The sequence below is a fragment of the Actinosynnema sp. NPDC020468 genome (assembly GCF_040642015.1).
Classification (GTDB): domain Bacteria; phylum Actinomycetota; class Actinomycetes; order Mycobacteriales; family Pseudonocardiaceae; genus Actinosynnema.
The window spans coordinates 89036-107730 of sequence record NZ_JBFAEO010000020.1 but is presented as its reverse complement, the minus strand read 5'-3'; the positions used below and the strand labels follow the sequence as shown (position 1 = coordinate 107730).

General features: G+C 74.0%; 2 protein-coding genes. Both read left to right on the top strand.

The annotated features are described in order from the left end of the window. Positions 1-24 precede the first annotated feature (24 nt). A complete protein-coding gene (locus AB0G50_RS16640) occupies positions 25-13566 on the top strand; it encodes an SDR family NAD(P)-dependent oxidoreductase (RefSeq protein ID WP_360108528.1) in 13542 nt (4513 codons plus the stop codon). Further along, positions 13563-18677, top strand: coding sequence for a type I polyketide synthase (locus AB0G50_RS16635; protein ID WP_360108525.1), 5115 nt, complete (start codon positions 13563-13565; stop codon positions 18675-18677). Before AB0G50_RS16640 ends, AB0G50_RS16635 begins: the two co-directional genes overlap by 4 nt. Positions 18678-18695: the final 18 nt, after the last annotated feature.

The following is an 18695-nucleotide window of genomic DNA, read 5'->3' as shown; positions in this document are numbered from 1 at the left end:
CCGCACCGCGCGAAGAGGGTTGACATGGTGAACGAGGACAAGCTCCGGGACTACCTCAGACGCGTCACCACCGACCTGCACCGGACCCGCCTGCGACTGCGGGAGGTCGAGTCGCGGTCCACCGAGCCGATCGCGGTCGTGGGCATGGCGTGCCGGTTCCCGGGCGGGGTGCGGTCGCCCGACGACCTGTGGCGGCTGGTGTCCGACGGCGTGGACGCGATCTCCGGGTTCCCGACCGACCGGGGGTGGGACCTCGACGGCCTGTACGACCCGGATCCCGAGGCGGTGGGCCGCAGTTACGCGCGGGAAGGCGGTTTCCTCGCCGACGCGGCCGGGTTCGACCCGGAGTTCTTCGGCATCAGCCCGCGCGAGGCGCTCACGGTCGACCCGCAGCAGCGGCTGCTGCTGGAAACCGCCTGGGAGGCGGTGGAAAGCGCCGGCATCGACCCGATCTCGTTGCGGCACAGCCGAACCGGCGTGTTCGCGGGCGTCATGTACGGCGACTACGGCGCGCGCCTGCAACCCGACCCGCCCGAGGGTACCGAGGGTCACGTGGGCACCGGCAGCGCGGGCAGCGTCGCCTCCGGCCGCGTCGCCTACACGTTCGGCTTCGAGGGACCGGCCGTCACCGTCGACACCGCGTGCTCGTCCTCCCTGGTGGCACTGCACCTGGCCGCCCAGTCGCTGCGCACCGGCGAGTCCTCGCTCGCGCTCGCGGGCGGTGTCACGGTGCTCGCCACGCCGACCCTCTTCGTGGAGTTCTCGCGGCAGCGCGGCCTGGCGCCCGACGGCCGCTGCAAGGCGTTCTCCGACCACGCCGACGGCACCGGCTGGAGCGAGGGCGTCGGCCTGCTGCTGCTGGAAAAGCTCTCCGACGCCCACCGCAACGACCACCCCGTGCTCGCGGTCCTGAAGGGCAGCGCCGTCAACCAGGACGGCGCCAGCAGCCGACTGTCCGCGCCCAACGGGTCCGCCCAGCAGCGGGTGATCCGGGCCGCGCTCGCGAACGCCGGACTGTCCACTTCGGACGTCGACGTGGTCGAGGCGCACGGCACGGGAACGTCCCTCGGCGACCCGATCGAGGCGCACGCGCTGTTGGCCACCTACGGCCGGGACCGCACCGAGCCGCTGTGGTTGGGGTCGGTCAAGTCCAACCTCGGCCACACCCAGGCCGCGGCGGGGGTGGCGGGCGTGATCAAGGTCGTGCAGGCGCTGCGCCACGGCGTGCTGCCGCGCACCCTGCACGCCGCCGAGCCGTCGTCGCGCGTCGACTGGTCGGCGGGCGCGGTGTCCCTGCTGACCGAGCCCCGACCGTGGCCGACCGTCGACCGACCGCGCCGGGCCGCCGTGTCCTCGTTCGGGATCAGCGGCACCAACGCCCACGTGGTCCTCGAGGAGGCCCCCGAGCCCGACGAGGTTCCCGACCACCCGGTGCTGCTGACCACCGACGCGGTGCCGGTGCCGCTGTCGGCGAAGTCCGCCGCCGCCCTGCGCGCCCAGGCGGCCCTCCTCCTCGACCACACCACCGACACCACCGACCTGCCCGGCCTCGCCCGCACCCTGGCCGCCCGCAGCCGGTTCGCGCACCGCGCGGTGATCGTGGCCGACTCCGGCGCGGACCTCGCCGACGCGCTGGCCGCGGTGCGCGACGACCTCCCGCACCCCCTGGTGGTGCGCGGTGTGGCGACGACGCCGGGTCGTGTGGCGTTCGTGTTCCCCGGTCAGGGTTCCCAGTGGAACGGCATGGCCCGTGACCTCCTGACCACCTCGTCGGTGTTCCGGGAGCACATCGAGGCCTGTGACGCGGAGCTGGACTGGTCGTTGGTCGACGCCCTGACCTCGGGTGACGACCTGACCCGGGTGGATCTGGTGCAGCCGGCGCTCTTCGCGGTCATGACCGGACTGGCCGTACTCTGGACCGCCGCCGGAGTCACCCCCGACGCCGTGATCGGCCACTCCCAAGGCGAAATCGCCGCCGCGTACACCGCCGGAGCCCTCTCCCTCACCGACGCGATCAAGGTCGTGACCCGCCGCGCCCAGGCCATCACCACGCTCACCGGCCACGCCGGCATGCTGTCCCTGCCGCTGAACGCCGACGACACCCGCCGGGTGATCGACGGTCACGCCGATGTGCACGTGGCCGCCCTCAACGGTCCCCGGAACACGGTCGTCGCGGGAGGCCTCGACTCGTTGCGGACGCTGCGCGACGCCACCGAGCACGCCCGGCTGATCCCGGTCGACTACGCCTCGCACACCCCGCACGTCGAGCCGCTGGCCGAGCTGATCCCGTCGCTGCTGGCCGGGATCACCCCGCGCCCCGCGCGCATCCCGTTCCACTCCACCGTCACCGGCGGCCCGCTCGACACCACCGCGCTCGACCCCCGCTACTGGTACGACAACCTGCGCAACCCGGTCCTGTTCCACCCGACCGTCGCCGCGATGGTCCACAGTGGACACAAGACGTTCCTCGAAATCAGCCCACACCCCGTACTCGACACCACCCTGCACACCCTCCGCCGCGACCACGGCACCCCACACCAGTTCCTCACCGCCCTGGCCCACGCCCACGTCCACGGCCTGGACGTCGACTGGAGCACGGTCGTCCCGCCGGCCGCGCGGGTGCCGGTGCCCACCTACCCGTTCCAGCGCCGGCGGTACTGGCTCGACGGGCGGCGGGGCGCGGAACACCCGCTGGTCGACGCGGCGATCGCGTTGGCGGACGACGAGGGCGTGCTGCTGACCGGTCGACTGTCCCGGCACACCCACCCGTGGCTCGCCGACCACGTGGTGCGCGGCGCGATCCTGGTGCCCGGCACCGCGTTCCTGGACCTGGCCGTACACGCGGGCGACCACGTGGGCTGCGGCCGGGTGGACGAACTGGTCCTGGAATCGCCGCTCGCGGTGCCGGAGCACGGGTCGGTCCGGCTCCAGGTCGCCGTCGGCGCGCCGGAGGACGGTCGCCGGCCGATCACCGTCCACGCCCGTGCCGCCGACGACGAGCCGTGGACCCGACACGCCTCGGGCACCGTCTCCCCCACCGACGACGAGGAACCGGAGCCCCTGACCGAGTGGCCGCCGGCGGGCGCGACACCGGTCGACGTCGACGGCCTCTACGACCGGCTGTCCGCCGCCGGGGTGGACTACGGTCCGGTGTTCCGCGGTGTGCGGCGGGTGTGGCGGGCCGACGGCGCGGTGTTCGCCGAGGTCGAGGTCACCGAGGACACGGACGTCACGCGGTTCGGTCTGCACCCGGCGCTCGCGGACGCCGCGCTGCACCCGCTCGCGGTGGACGCGTCGACGGCGCGGATGCCGTTCGCCTGGACCGACGTGCGGCTGCACGCGACCGGCGCGACGAGCCTGCGGGCGCGGATCACCCCGACCGGCGACGGTTCCGCGGCGGTGGCGCTGTTCGACCGGCGCGGTGAGCCGGTGGCCGGGTTCGGCGAGGTGGTGTCCCGAGAGCCGACCACCGCGACACCGACCACCGCGCGGCGCGAGCGGACCCGGACCCGGCGGCGCGCGGTGCGGTCGGACGCGGTCGGGTTGGCCGAGCGGTGGGCGGCGTTGCCCGAGCCGGACCGGGTGGCCGCCGCGCTGGAGTTGGTGCGGGCGCAGGCGGCGGCGGTGCTCGGGCACACCGGCGCGGTGGACGGCACGCGGGCGTTCAAGGACCTGGGTGTCGACTCGATCCTGGCGGTCGAGCTGCGGAACCGGCTCGGCGCGGCGACCGGCTTGCGGCTGCCCGCGACGCTGGTGTTCGACCACCCCGCGCCCGAGGCGCTGGCCCGGCACCTGGCCGCCGAGGTCACCGGCCGGCGGACCGGGGTGGTCGCGCGGACCACGCGCCGAGCGGTCGGGGATACGGTCGTGATCGTGGGCATGGCGTGCCGGTACCCGGGTGGGGTGCGGTCGCCGGAAGACCTGTGGCGGCTGGTCTCCGACGGGGTCGACGCGGTGTCGGCGTTCCCGACCGACCGGGGCTGGGACCTGACCTCGTTGCACCACCCCGATCCGGACCGCGCGGGCACCGCGTCGACCCGGCACGGCGGGTTCCTCGCCGACGCGGACCGGTTCGATCCCGAGTTCTTCGGCCTGTCACCGCGCGAGGCGCGGGCCACCGATCCGCAACACCGACTGCTGCTGGAAACCGCGTGGGAGGCGGTCGAGCGGGCGGGCATCGACCCGAGGTCGTTGCGCGGCAGCCGGACCGGGGTGTTCGCCGGGTTGATCTACACCGACTACGGCGCGCGCGCGACACCGGCGCCCGCCGACCTGGAGGGTTACCTGGGCAACGGCAGCGCGGGCAGCGTCGCGTCCGGTCGCGTCTCCTACACCCTCGGGCTGGAGGGACCCGCGATCACCGTCGACACCGCGTGCTCGTCGTCGCTCGTCGCGCTGCACCTGGCGATCCGGTCGCTGCGCGACGACGAGTGCGACCTGGCCCTGGTCGGCGGCGCCACCGTGATGGCCACGCCGATGACGTTCGTGGAGTTCTCCCGGCAACGCGGGCTCGCGCCCGACGGCCGGTGCAAGGCGTTCGCCGGCGCGGCCGACGGCACGGGGTTCGCCGAGGGCGCGGGACTGCTGGTCGTGGAACGGCTGTCCGACGCGCGCCGCAACGGACACCCCGTGCTGGCCGTGGTCCGGGGCAGCGCGGTGAACCAGGACGGCGCGTCCAACGGTTTGACCGCGCCCAGCGGACCGGCTCAGCAGCGGGTGATCCGGGACGCGCTCGCGAACGCCGGACTGTCCACTTCGGACGTCGACGCCGTGGAGGCCCACGGCACCGGAACGACGCTCGGCGACCCGATCGAAGCCCAGGCCCTGCTCGCCACCTACGGCCAGGACCGCGACCGGCCGCTGTGGTTGGGTTCGCTCAAGTCCAACCTCGGGCACACCCAGGCGGCCGCCGGTGTCGGCGGGATCATCAAGGTGGTGCAGGCACTCCACCACGACGTGCTGCCGCGCACCCTGCACGTGGACGAGCCGACGCCGCACGTGGACTGGTCGACGGGCGCGGTGTCCCTGCTGACCGAGCCGCAGCCGTGGCCGCGCGCCGACCGTCCACGCCGAGCGGGCGTGTCGTCGTTCGGGATCAGCGGCACCAACGCCCACGTGATCCTCGAGGAACCACCGCCCGCAACCCCCGCGCCCGAACCCGGCCCGTTCCCGTGGCTGCTCTCCGCCCGCACCGAACCGGCCCTCCGCGACCAGGCCCGAGCCCTGCTCGCCCACCTGACCACCCACTCCGACACCACCCACGTCGCCACGACCTTGGCCGCCCGCACCCGTTTCGACCACCGCGCCGGCATCAGCGGCGACCACCGTGCGGCGTTGGAAGCACTGGCGTCCGGTACTCCACACCCGTCCTTGATCACCGGCGTGGCCACACCGGGCAAAACCGCGTTCCTGTTCACCGGCCAAGGCAGCCAATACCCCGGCATGGGCCAAGACCTGTACAACGCGTTCCCCGTCTACGCCCAGGCCTACGACGAAGTCATGTCCCACCTGGAAACCCCGATCGACGAAAACGCACTCGACCAAACCCTGCACACCCAACCCGCGCTATTCGCCCACGAAGTCGCCCTGTATTACCTGATCACCCACCACGGCGTGACGCCCGATTTCCTGGCCGGACACTCCATCGGCGAACTCGCCGCCGCCCACGTGGCCGGAGTCCTCGACCTGGCCGGCGCCGCGACACTGGTCTCCGCCCGCGCCCGACTCATGCACACCGCCCGAGCCGACGGAGCCATGATCGCCCTCCAAGCCCAGGAATCCGAGCTGGAGTTGCCTTCCACGGTGTCCCTCGCCGCGGTCAACAGCGCGGACAACCTGGTCCTCTCCGGCGACCACGACGACGTCCACCGCGTCGCCGAACGATTTCGCGCCCAAGGCCGCAAGACGACCGTGCTCAAAGTCAGCCACGCCTTCCACTCCCACCACATGGACTGCGCGCTGACCGAATTCCGGGCTGTGGCGGCACGACTCACCTACCACCCACCGCGAATCCCGGTGATCTCGAACGTCACCGGCAGGATCGCCGACCGACTCGACTCCCCCGACTACTGGACCGAACACCTCCGCAGCACGGTCCGCTTCCACGACACGATCACCACCCTCACCCACGCCGGCGTCACGACGTTCCTCGAAATCGGACCCGACAGCACCCTCAGCGCACTCACCGACGGAATCCCCACCCAACGCCGGAACCGACCCCAGGTCGCCACCTTCCTCGCCGCGCTCGCCGCCGTCCACGTGCGCGGTGGCCGGGTGGACAGCCCGGTCCGCGGCCTCGCGCCGTTGCCCACCTACCCGTTCCAGCGCGAGCGCTACTGGTTCGCCCCGACGTCGGCGGACGTGACGGCGGCCGGGCTCGGGCGCGCGGACCACCCGTTGCTGGGCGCGGAGGTCGAGCCGGCCGACGGGGACGGGCTTGTGCTGACCGGGCGGTGGTCGCTCGCGACGCACCCGTGGTTGGCGGATCACGCGATCGCGGGCTCGGTGCTGCTGCCCGGGGCGGCGTTCGTGGAGTTGGCGCTGCACGCGGCGGACCGGGTCGGGTGCGGTGCCATCGAGGACCTGACGCTCCAGGAACCGTTGGTGGTGACGGAGAACGTCCAGGTGCAGGTGGTCGTCGGCGGGCCGGACGGCGTGGGTCGACGCGCGGTGGCCGTGCACGCGCGGTCCGCGGCCGAGCCGTGGACGTGCCACGCCACCGGTGTGCTCGCGCCGGCCGCCGCCGAGCGCCGGGAACCCGTGCGGTGGCCGCCGGACGGCGCCGAGGTGCTGCCGGTCGAGGACCTGTACGAGCGGTTGGCGGACCACGGGTACCGCTACGGCCCGGCGTTCCGGGGTGTGCGGTCGGCGTGGCGGGCGGGCGACGACCTGGTCGCCGAGGTCGCTCTGCCCGACGGCGCGGACCCGACCGGGTTCGGCGTGCACCCGGCGTTGCTGGACGCGGTGCTGCACCTGCTGGTCCGGGACGCGGGCGACGAGGTCCGGCTGCCGTTCTCGTGGTCCGGTGTGCGCCTGCACGCCACCGGAGCGACGGTCGTCCGCGCGCGGCTGTCCCCCGCCGGCCCGGACGCGGTGGCCGTGCACGTGGTCGATGGCGCGGGCGCGCCGGTGCTGACCGCGGAGTCGTTGGTGTCACGGGTGGTTCCGGTCGCCCGACCGACCCGTTCGCTCTACCACGTGACGTGGCCCGAGGTCCCGCTGCCCGACGCCGCCGAGGCGGTCGAGGTGTGCCGGCTGACGGCGGAGGGCGAGGTCGTGGCGGCCACCCACCAGGCGGTCCTGGCCGCGTTGACCAGGGCACAGGGCCGACCGGACGACGCCTCTCGGCTGGCGGTGGTCACCTCGGGCGCGGTGGGCGAGGACGCGAACCCGGCGCTCGCGGCCGCCTGGGGCTTGCTGCGGTCGGCGCAGGCCGAGCACCCCGGGCGGTTCGTGCTCGTGGACACCGACGGGTCGCCGGCGTCGGATTCCGCGCTGGCTCGAGCCTGTGCCGGGGCCGAGCCCCAGCTGGCGCTCCGCCGGGGCCGGGCCCACGCGCCCAGGCTCGCGCCGGCGCCGACCGTCGACCGCGCGCCCCTCGACCTCGGCCGCACGGTGCTGATCACCGGCGGCACCGGCGCACTCGGTCGGATCTTCGCCCGCCACCTCGTGACCCGGCACGGCGTCGACCGCCTGGTGCTGGTGAACCGACGCGGTCGGGGCGCGCCGGACCTGGTCGCCGAGCTGACCGGGCTGGGCGCGGACGTCACGGTGACCGCGTGCGACCTCGCCGACCGGGACGCGACCGCCGAGCTGGTCCGGTCGGTGCCCGGCTTGACCGGCGTCGTGCACGCGGCCGGTGTCGTCGACGACGGCGTGCTGGCCTCGTTGACCCCGGAACGGGTCGCGGAGGTGTTGCGCCCCAAGGTGGACGGGGCCTGGCACCTGCACGAGGCGGCCGGTGCCGACGTCGCGTTCGTGCTGTTCTCCTCGATCGCCGCCGCGGTCGGCGCGCCCGGTCAGGGCAACTACGCCGCGGCGAACGCGTTCCTGGAGGCCCTGGCGGCCCGTCGCCCGCGCACCACGGCGCTGTCCTGGGGCCTGTGGGCGGTCGACGGCGGTCTGGGCGCCGCGCTCGACCCGACCGACGTGGCCCGGATGCGCCGCGGTGGTATCGCGCCGATACCACCCGAGCTGGGCGTGGAGCTGTTCGACGCGGCCCTGGCGTCGGGGCGGTCCGTCGTGGCCCCGGTCGCGGTCGACCTCGCCGCGCTGCGTGCCCAGGACGAGGTTCCGGCCGTGTTGCGCGGTCTGGCACCGACCACCCGGCACGCGGTCGACGGCTCGGTCGCGGGCACCGTCGCCGGACTGTCCGAAGTGGATGCACGGGCATTCGTGCTGACCCTGGTACGCGGTCGGGTCGCGACCGTGTTGGGGCACGGCGGCGCCGACCGGGTCGACGTGGACCGGGCGTTCCAGGAGATCGGCTTCGACTCGCTGACCGCCGTGGAACTGCGCAACCGGCTCACCGCCGACACCGGTCTCCGACTGCCCGCGACGCTGGTCTTCGACCACCCGACACCGGCCGCGCTCGCCCGCCACCTGCACGCGGAACTCGTCGGCGCGCGGAAAGCGGTCGCCACGACCACGACCGCGGCGTCCGACGAGCCGATCGCGATCATCGCCCTGGCCTGCCGCTACCCGGGCGGCGTGCGCACGCCCGAGGACCTGTGGACGTTGGTCGCCGACGGGGCCGAGGCCATCGGCGGGTTCCCGACCGACCGCGGCTGGGACATCGCGCGGCTGTACCACCCGGACCCGGACCACGTCGGCACCTCCTACGCCCGCGAGGGCGGCTTCCTCGCCGACGCGGCGGCGTTCGACGCGGACTTCTTCGGCATCAGCCCGCGCGAGGCGCCGGCCATCGACCCCCAGCAGCGGCTGCTGCTGGAAACCACCTGGGAGGCCTTCGAACGGGCCGGCATCGACCCGGCCGACGTGCGCGGCAGTCGCACGGGCGTGTTCACCGGCGTGATGTACAACGACTACGGAGCCCGCCTGCTCCAGCACGCCCCGCCGGGGTTCGAGGGCTTCCTCAGCACCGGCAGCGCGGGCAGCGTCGCGTCCGGCCGGGTCGCCTACACCTTCGGATTCGAGGGACCGGCCGTCACCATCGACACCGCGTGCTCCTCCTCCCTGGTCGCGCTGCACCTCGCCGCCCAGGCGTTGCGCGGCGGCGAGTGCACGCTCGCCCTGGCCGGCGGCGTCACGGTGATGGCCACACCCAGCACGTTCATCGAGTTCTCCCGCCAACGCGGTCTCGCCCCCGACGGCCGCTGCAAGGCGTTCGCGGCCGCGGCCGACGGCACCGGTTGGGGCGAGGGTGTCGGCCTGCTGCTCCTGGAACGCCTGTCCGACGCCCGACGCCACCGCCACCCCGTGCTGGCACTGGTGCGGGGCAGCGCGGTCAACCAGGACGGCGCGTCCAACGGCCTCACCGCACCCCACGGCCCTTCCCAACAACGCGTCATCCACACCGCGCTCACCAACGCGGGACTGTCCACATCGGACATCGACGCCGTCGAAGCCCACGGCACCGGAACCACCCTCGGCGACCCCATCGAAGCCCAAGCCCTCCTCGCCACCTACGGCCAGGACCGCGCCGAACCTCTTTACCTCGGGTCGATCAAGTCCAACCTCGGCCACACCCAGGCCGCCGCCGGCGTCGCGGGCGTCATCAAGATCGTGCAGGCACTGCACTACGACGTGCTGCCCCGCACCCTGCACGTGGACGAACCGACCCCGCACGTCGACTGGTCCGCCGGCTCCGTCGCGCTGCTCACCGAAGCCCGACCCTGGAAGCGCAACGGCCGCCCCCGCCGCGCCGGGGTGTCGTCGTTCGGCATCAGCGGCACCAACGCCCACGTGATCATCGAGGAACCACCGACCGCGGCACCGGTCCCGCCGACCCACCCGCTGCCGTGGCTGCTCTCGGCCACCACGGCACCGGCACTGCGCGCCTACGCCCGCACCCTGCTGAACCACCTCACCGCCCACCCGACCGACGCCGACCACGTCGCCGGCACCCTGACCACCCGGTCCCGCTTCGACCACCGGGCCGGCATCAGCGGCGACCACCTGGCCGCCCTCGCCGCGCTCGCCGACGGTCTCCCGCACCCGAACCTCACCACGGGCACGCCCCGTCCCGGCAGGACCGCGTTCCTGTTCACCGGCCAGGGCAGCCAGTACCCGGGCATGGGCCGCGAGCTGTACGAGCGCTTCCCCGTGTACGCCCAGGCCTACGACGAAGTCCTGTCCCACCTGGACATCCCGATCGATGAACACTCGCTCGACCAAACCCTGCACACCCAACCCGCGCTGTTCGCCCACGAGGTCGCCCTCTACCGACTTGTCACCCACCACGGCGTGACGCCCGATTTCCTGGCCGGGCACTCGATCGGCGAACTCACCGCCGCTCACGTGGCCGGAGTCCTCGACCTGGCCGACGCCACGACCCTCGTCTCCACCCGCGCCCGACTCATGCACGCCGCCCAACCAGGCGGAGCGATGATCGCCCTCCAAGCCCAGGAACACGAACTACCCGACACAGTGGACATCGCCGCCGTCAACAGCCCCGACAACCTCGTCATCTCCGGCGACCACGACACCGTCCACCGCGTCGCCGAACGATTCCGCGCACAAGGCCGCAAAACGACCGTGCTCCAGGTAAGCCACGCCTTCCACTCCCACCACATGGACGACGTCCTCGCCGAATTCCGGGCCATCGCGGCCGGTCTCACCTACCACGAGCCGACGATTCCGGTGATCTCGAACGTCACCGGCCGGCGCGCCGACCGACTCGGCTCACCCGACTACTGGACCGAACACCTCCGCAGCACGGTCCGCTTCCACGACACGATCACCACCCTCACCGACGCCGGCGTCACGACGCTCCTCGAAATCGGACCCGACAGCACCCTCAGCACACTCACCGGCGGAATCCCCACCCAACGCCGGAACCGACCTCAGGTCGACACCTTCCTCGCCGCGCTCGCCGCCGCGCACGTGGCCGGAGCACGGGTGGCGGCGGACGAGCCGACCCTGGTGCCGCTACCCACCTACGCGTTCCAGCACCGGACCTACTGGCTCGACCCGCCGCCCGCCGGTGACCACCCGCTCGTCGGCACCACCGTCGACCTCGCGGACGGTGGCGTGGTGGCCACGGGCGCGTTGTCGGTGCGCACCCACCCGTGGCTGGCCGAGCACGTCGTGCTGGACACCGTGCTGTTGCCCGGCACCGCGTTCGTGGAGCTGGCGCTGCACGCGGCACGTCAGGTCGGCTGCGACGAGGTGGCCGACCTGGTGCTGCGGTCGCCGATCGCGTTCGGGGACGGCGAGGTCGTGCGGGTTCAGGTCGCCCTCGGGCCGCCGGACGACCAGGGTGCCCGAGCGGTCGCGGTTCACGCCCGCCCGGACGACCGGACGACGTGGACCACGCACGCGACCGGCACGGTGACCGTCGCGAACGGTGGTTCCGACACCCTGGAGATCTGGCCACCGCCGGGCGCGACCGAGCTGGACACCACCGACCTGTACGACCGGTTCCTGGACGCCGGTGTCGCCTACGGCGCGCTGTTCCGCGGGGTTCGGGCCGCCTGGTCGGTCGGCGACGACCGGTACGCCGAGGTGGCGCTCCCGGCCGAGGTCGCCGACGGCGGTTTCGGCGTGCACCCGGCGTTGTGGGACGCGGCGTTGCACGCCTTGGCCCTGCCGTCGTCGGACCGGGTGCGGCTGCCGTTCGCGTGGACCGGCGTCCGGCTGCACGCGACCGGGGCGACCGCGGCGCGGGTCCGGCTGCGCGCGCTCGGCGACGACGCGTTCGCGCTGCTGGTCACCGACCCGACCGGCATGCCGGTGCTGTCGGTCGACTCGCTGGTGTCCCGGCCGGTCGACGCGGACCGGGTGCGCGTCACCCGCCGCCACGACTCGATGTTCCGACTGGACTGGACGCCGGCGCCGACGGGCGTCACGGCGGTTCCGGACCACGTGGTGCACCACGTCACCGGCGATCCGCACGCCGCCGCCGAGGGCGCCCTGCGGCGGATCCAGGAGTTCCTCGCCGAGGACACCGCCGCCCGGTTGGTCGTGGTGACCGACGGCTTGGCGGGCTCGACCGCCGTCGGCCTCGCCCGCAGCGCCCAGTCCGAGCACCCGGACCGGATCGTGCTGGTGGAAACGGCGGATCCGAGCACCGTGCCGGCGGCGCTGACCACCGGCGAACCGCACGTCAGAGTCCACAGTGGACGCTTCCTCGCGCCGATGCTGGCCCGGGCCGCCGCGCCCGAGCACCGGCCGCTCGACACCTCCGGCACGATCCTGGTGACCGGCGCGACCGGCGCGCTGGGTCGACTCGTCGTCCGCCACCTGGTGGAAACCCATGGCGCGCAACACCTCCTGCTGACCAGCCGCACCGGACCGGACGCGCCGGCCGCGGCCGAACTGCTGGCCCTTCCCGCCGAGGTGACCCTGGTCGCGGCCGACCTCACCGACCGCGACCAGGTCGGGGCACTGGTCACCTCCTGGGCGCCGACCGCGGTGATCCACACCGCCGGCGTGCTGGACGACGGCACGGTCACCGCGCTCACCCCGGACCGCCTGCACCCCGTGCTCGCGCCGAAGGTCGACGCGGCGTGGCACCTCCACGAGGCGACCGCGGGCCACGACCTGACCCACTTCGTGCTGTTCTCGTCGGCGGCCGGTGTCACGGGTTCGCCGGGTCAGGCGAACTACGCCGCGGCCAACACGTACCTCGACGCCCTCGCCGAACACCGCCGGCGCCAAGGCCTGCCCGCGACCTCGCTCGCCTGGGGCCTGTGGGCGCAGGACCGGGGCATGGCCGCCGCGCCCGACCGGAACCGGTTGGCGCGCAACGGGATCGTGCCGCTCGACCCCGACGAGGGCCTGGCGCTGTTCGACGCGGCGCTGGGCCTGGCCGAGCCGGTGCTGGTGCCGGCCCGGCTCGACCTGGCCGCACTGCGGTCGGCTCCCGTGCTGCCGCACCTGGTGCGGTCGCTGGTGCGGACCCCGACCCGACGCGCGGCCACCGGGTCGGGCCGGGTCGGGCCGGACGAGGTGGTGGACGTGGTGCGGGCCGAGATCGCGGCCGTGCTGGGGCACGAGGTGGGCGCGGTGCCGGCCGACCGGGCACTGCGCGAACTGGGGTTCGACTCGTTGACCGCGGTGGAGTTGCGCAACCGGCTCGCCGCGGCCACCGGGTTGGCGTTGCGGGCGACGCTCGTGTTCGACCACCCGACACCCGCCGCGCTGGCGGCCCACCTCCGGGCCGGTCTCGCGCCGCTGGAGGACGACAGGCGCGACGCCGAGACGCGCCGGGCGCTGGCCCGGATCCCGGTGGCCAGGTTGCGGGAGGCCGGACTGCTGGACCTGGTGCTGAGCCTGGCCGACGCGCCCGCGCCGGACACCGTCGACGTGATCGACGAGATGAGCGCGGAAAGCCTGATCCGCCTCGCGCTGGAGGACTCCGCGGACGCCGGGAGGCTGGGATGACCTCGACCGACCGGGTGGTGGAGGCGCTTCGGGCGTCGCTGAAGGAAAACGAGCGGCTCCGGCTGCGGCACCGCGAGCCGATCGCGATCGTGGCGATGGGCTGCCGGTACCCGGGCGGGGTGCGGTCGCCGGAGGACCTGTGGCGGCTGGTCGCCGACGGCACGGACGCCATCGGCGGGTTCCCGACCGACCGAGGCTGGGACCTCGACGGGTTGTACGACCCGAACCCGGACCGGCCGGGGCGCAGTTACGCGCGGGTCGGCGGTTTCCTCCACGACGCCGACCACTTCGACCCGGAGTTCTTCGGCATCAGCCCACGCGAGGCGCTCGCGATAGACCCGCAGCAGCGGCTGCTCCTGGAAACCTCCTGGGAGGTGTTCGAACGCGCCGGCCTCGACCCGACCACCCTGCGCGGCAGCCGAACCGGCGTGTTCGCGGGCGTGATGTACGACGACTACGGCGGGCGGCTCGTGCACACGCCCGAAGGGCTCGAAGGTCACATCGGCACCGGCAGCGCGGGCAGCGTCGCGTCCGGCCGCGTCGCCTACACCTTCGGTCTGGAAGGCCCGGCGATCACCGTCGACACCGCGTGCTCGTCGTCGTTGGTCGCGGTGCACCTGGCCGCACAGGCCCTGCGCAACGGCGAGTGCGCGCTCGCGTTGGCGGGCGGTGTCACGGTGCTCGCCACACCCGGGCTGTTCGTGGAGTTCTCGCGGCAGCGCGGCCTGGCACCCGACGGCCGCTGCAAGGCGTTCTCCGACCACGCCGACGGCACCGGCTGGAGCGAGGGCGTCGGCCTGCTGCTGCTGGAAAAGCTCTCCGACGCCCACCGCAACGGCCACCCCGTGCTCGCGGTCCTGAAGGGCAGCGCGGTCAACCAGGACGGCGCGTCGAACGGCCTCACCGCGCCGAACGGATCGGCCCAGCAACGCGTGATCCGGGCCGCGCTGGCCGCCGCGCGGCTCACCGCCGACCAGGTCACCGCCGTGGAGGCGCACGGCACCGGCACCGCGCTCGGCGACCCGATCGAGGCACAGGCCCTGCTGGACACCTACGGCCGCAACCGGAGCGAGCCGCTGTGGTTGGGCTCGCTGAAGTCGAACATCGGGCACACCCAGGCCGCGGCCGGTGTCGGCGGGATCATCAAGACGGTCCTGGCCCTGCACCACGAGGTGTTGCCGCGCACCCTGCACGTGGAGAAGCCCTCGACCCGCGTCGACTGGTCGTCCGGCGCGGTGGTCCTGCTCGCCGAACCGCGACCGTGGCCGCGCGCCGACCAACCCCGCCGGGCGGCCGTGTCGTCCTTCGGGATCAGCGGCACCAACGCCCACGTGATCCTCGAAGAAGCCCCACCGCACGAGGTCGAGTCGGTCGCTCGGGACGTGGTCGTGACCACCGACGCGGTGCCGGTGCTGCTGTCGGCGAAGTCGCCGGAAGCGTTGCGCGCCCAGGCTTCCCGGCTGCTCGACCACGTGTCGCCCGACACCGACCCGCGCCGGCTCGCGTCCGCGCTGGCCACCACCCGCACCCACTTCACCCACCGCGCGGCGATCGTGGCGGCGGACCACGGCGAGTTGGTCGCCGCGCTGGCCGCGGTGCGCGACGACCGCCCCCACCCCGGCCTGGTCGAGGGCGTGGCGGGCACACCGGGCAAAACCGTGTTCGTGTTCCCCGGTCAGGGTTCCCAGTGGGCCGGCATGGCCCGCGACCTCCTCACCACCTCACCCCTGTTCCGGGAGCACGTCGAGGCGTGCGACGCCGAACTGGACTGGCCGCTGCTCGACACCCTCGCCTCGGGCGACGACCTCACCCGCGTGGACCTCCTGCAACCGGCGCTGTTCGCGATCATGACCGGACTCGCCACGCTCTGGATCGCCGCCGGCATCACGCCCGACGCCGTGATCGGCCACTCCCAAGGCGAAATCGCCGCCGCGTACACCGCCGGAGCCCTCTCCCTCACCGACGCGATCAAGGTCGTATCCCGTCGAGCGCAAGCCATCACCAACCTCACCGGCCGCACCGGCATGCTGTCCCTGCCGCTGAACGCCGAGGACGCGGCGGCCGTGATCGACGGCGTGCCGGACGTCCACCTCGCCGCGGTCAACGGACCGCGCAACACCGTCGTCGCCGGTGACCTCGACGTGCTCCGGCAGCTCCGCGACCGCACCGAGCACGCCCGCCTGATCCCGGTCGACTACGCCTCGCACACCCCGCACGTCGAGCCACTGGCCGAGCTGATCCCCCGTCGCCTCCAGGGCATCACCCCGCGCCGCGCGGACATCCCGTTCCACTCCACCGTCACCGGCGGCCCCCTCGACACCACCGCGCTCGACCCCCGCTACTGGTACGACAACCTGCGCAACCCCGTCCAGTACCACCCCACCATCACCAAACTGGTCCACAGTGGACACACGACGTTCCTCGAAATCAGCCCACACCCCGTACTCGACACCACCCTGCACACCCTCCGCCGCGACCACGGCACCCCACGCCAATTCCTCACCGCCCTCGCCCACGCCCACGTCCACGGCCTGGTGATCGACTGGCCCGCCGTCCTCCCCGCCGCCGCGCCGATGGCGCTGCCCACCTACCCCTTCCAGCGTCGGAAGTACTGGCTGGACGCGGGTTCCGGGGGTGACGTGCGGTCCGCCGGGCTGAACGCGGTGGACCACCCGGTGCTGGGCGCGGCGGTGGAATTGCCCGGTGGCGGCCTGGTGTCGACCGGGCGGATCGCGGCGCGCACCCACCCGTGGCTCGCCGAGCACACGCTGTTCGGCGCCACCGTCCTCCCCGGCACGGTCTTCGCCGACCTCGCGCTACACGTGGGTGACCTGGTGGGCCGACCACGGGTTGACGACCTGGTGCTGGCGGAGCCGCTGGTCGTCGGCGACCAGGCGTGGCTCCAGGTCGTGGTGGAACCGGAGCGGGACGACACGCGCGCGTTCGTCATCCGGTCCCGGTCGTCCGACGACGGCCCGTGGACCACGCATGCCACCGGATCGCTCGCACCCGCCGTTCCGCCGCGATCGGAGGAGTTCGCCGGACCGTGGCCTCCCCGAGACGCGGTCCGACTGCCCGTGGACGACCTCTACGACCGGGTGGCCGCGACCGGAGTCGGCTACGGGCCGCTGTTCCAGGGCCTGCGGGCGGCGTGGCGGTCGGGTGCCGACGTCTGCGCGGAGGTCGCCCTCCCGGGCGAGGCGGGCGGTTTCGGGGTGCACCCCGCGCTGCTGGACTCCGCGCTGCACGCCCTCGCGTTGGTCGCCGCCGACGACGGGTCGGTGCGGTTGCCGTTCTCGTGGAGCGGGCTCGACCTGCACTCGGTCGGCGCGACGAGCCTGCGGGTGCGGTTGACGCCCACCGGTACCGACTCGGCGTCGGTGCGGATGGCCGACCCGACCGGCGCGCCGGTGGCGTCCGTCGACTCCGTGGTGATCCGGGCGGTGCCCGCCGACCGGGTGACCCGGCCCGTCGCCCACCACGACTCGCTGTTCCGGGTGGAGTGGCACGAGGTTCCCACCGGTGGACCCGACCGGGGCGCGGTCGTGCTGGACGTCGGCGCGCTCGAGGTGCCGGACGACGTGCCGGGAGCCGTGCACGCGACCGTGCGCGCGGTGCTGGCGGAGGTTCAGGGGTGGTCGGCGGACGCCCGGCTGATCGTGGTCACCCGCCGCGCGGTGGCGACCACCCCGGACGAGCCGGTCGAGGACCTGGCCGGCGCCGCCGTGTGGGGACTGGTGCGCACCGCGCAGTCCGAGGAGCCCGGCCGATTCACGCTGGTGGACCTGGACGAGGGCGGCGAGGTGCCCGTGACCGACGAACCTCGGGTCGCGGTCCGCGCCGGCCGGGTGGTCGCGCCGAGGTTGACGCGCGTGCCAGCCGTTCCGGACCGCGGGCCGGCCGCGCCGACCGGCACGGTGTTGATCACCGGGGCCACCGGCAACCTGGGTGGGCTGGTGGCACGGCACCTGGTCGACCGGGGCGCGCGGCGGTTGCTGCTCACGAGCAGGCGCGGCCCGGACGCGCCCGGTGCCGCCGCACTGGTGGCCGGGTTGACCGGGTCGGGAGCGGAGGTCGAGCTGGTCGCGTGCGACACGGCCGATCGGGCGGCGGTCGCGGAACTGGTGGCCGGGCGCGACGTGGGCGTCGTCGTGCACGCGGCGGGGGTGCTGGACGACGGCACGATCGCGACGCTCACCCCGGACCGGCTGGACGCCGTGCTGCGGCCCAAGGTCGACGCGGCCTGGCACCTGCACGAGCTGGTGCCCGACGCGGACCTGGTGCTGTTCTCGTCGGTCGCCACCACGATCGGCAGTCCCGGTCAGGCCAACTACGCGGCGGCCAACGCGTTCCTGGACGGGTTGGCCCACCACCGCCGGTCCCGCGGCGGGTCCGCGACCTCGCTCGCCTGGGGGCTGTGGGACGGCACGGCGCTGGAGGCGGCGGACCTGGCGCGCTGGAGCCGTTCCGGCATCACGCCGCTGAGCCCGGAGCAGGGGGTGGCGCTGTTCGACGCGGCCCGCGCGGTCGACGCGGCCGTGGTGGTGCCGACCAGGCTCGACCTCGCCGCGCTGCGCCGCGGTCCGGTGCCGCCGCTGTTCCGCGAGTTGGTGTCCGGTCGTCGCACGGGCGACCGGGGTGGTCCGACGTGGGCGGCGCGGCTCGCCGGGTTGACCGACGACGAGCAGGACGCGCTCGTGCTGGACCTGGTGCGGACGCACGCGGCGACCGTCCTGGGACGCGTCGACCCGGTGCCGGCCGACCGGCCGTTCCAGGAGATGGGTTTCGACTCGCTGCTGGCCGTGGAGTTGCGCAACCGGCTCGCCGCGACCACCGGGGTGCGACTGCCGGCGACGCTGGTGTTCGACCACCCGACGCCGGCCGCGATCACCGCCCACCTGCGGGCCGCGGTCACCCCGGAAACACCGTCGCTGAAGGACGAGGTGGACCGGGTGGCGCGGTTGCTGGCGGCCGCGACCCCGGCCGAGCGCACGGCGGCCGCCGAGCGGTTGCGGTCCGTGCTGCGGACCGGTGAGCGGGCGGCGGACCTGGAGTCGATCACCGACGACGAGCTGTTCGAGGCCTTGGACGACGAACTCGGGATCGCCTGAACCGCCCGGGAGGGGTGA

Bases quoted from the DNA above. Each gene is read 5' to 3' on its own strand.
- AB0G50_RS16640 (WP_360108528.1), top strand. From the start codon at position 25: ATGGTGAACGAGGACAAGCTCCGGGACTACCTCAGACGCGTCACCACC.
- AB0G50_RS16635 (WP_360108525.1), top strand. From the start codon at position 13,563: ATGACCTCGACCGACCGGGTGGTGGAGGCGCTTCGGGCGTCGCTGAAG.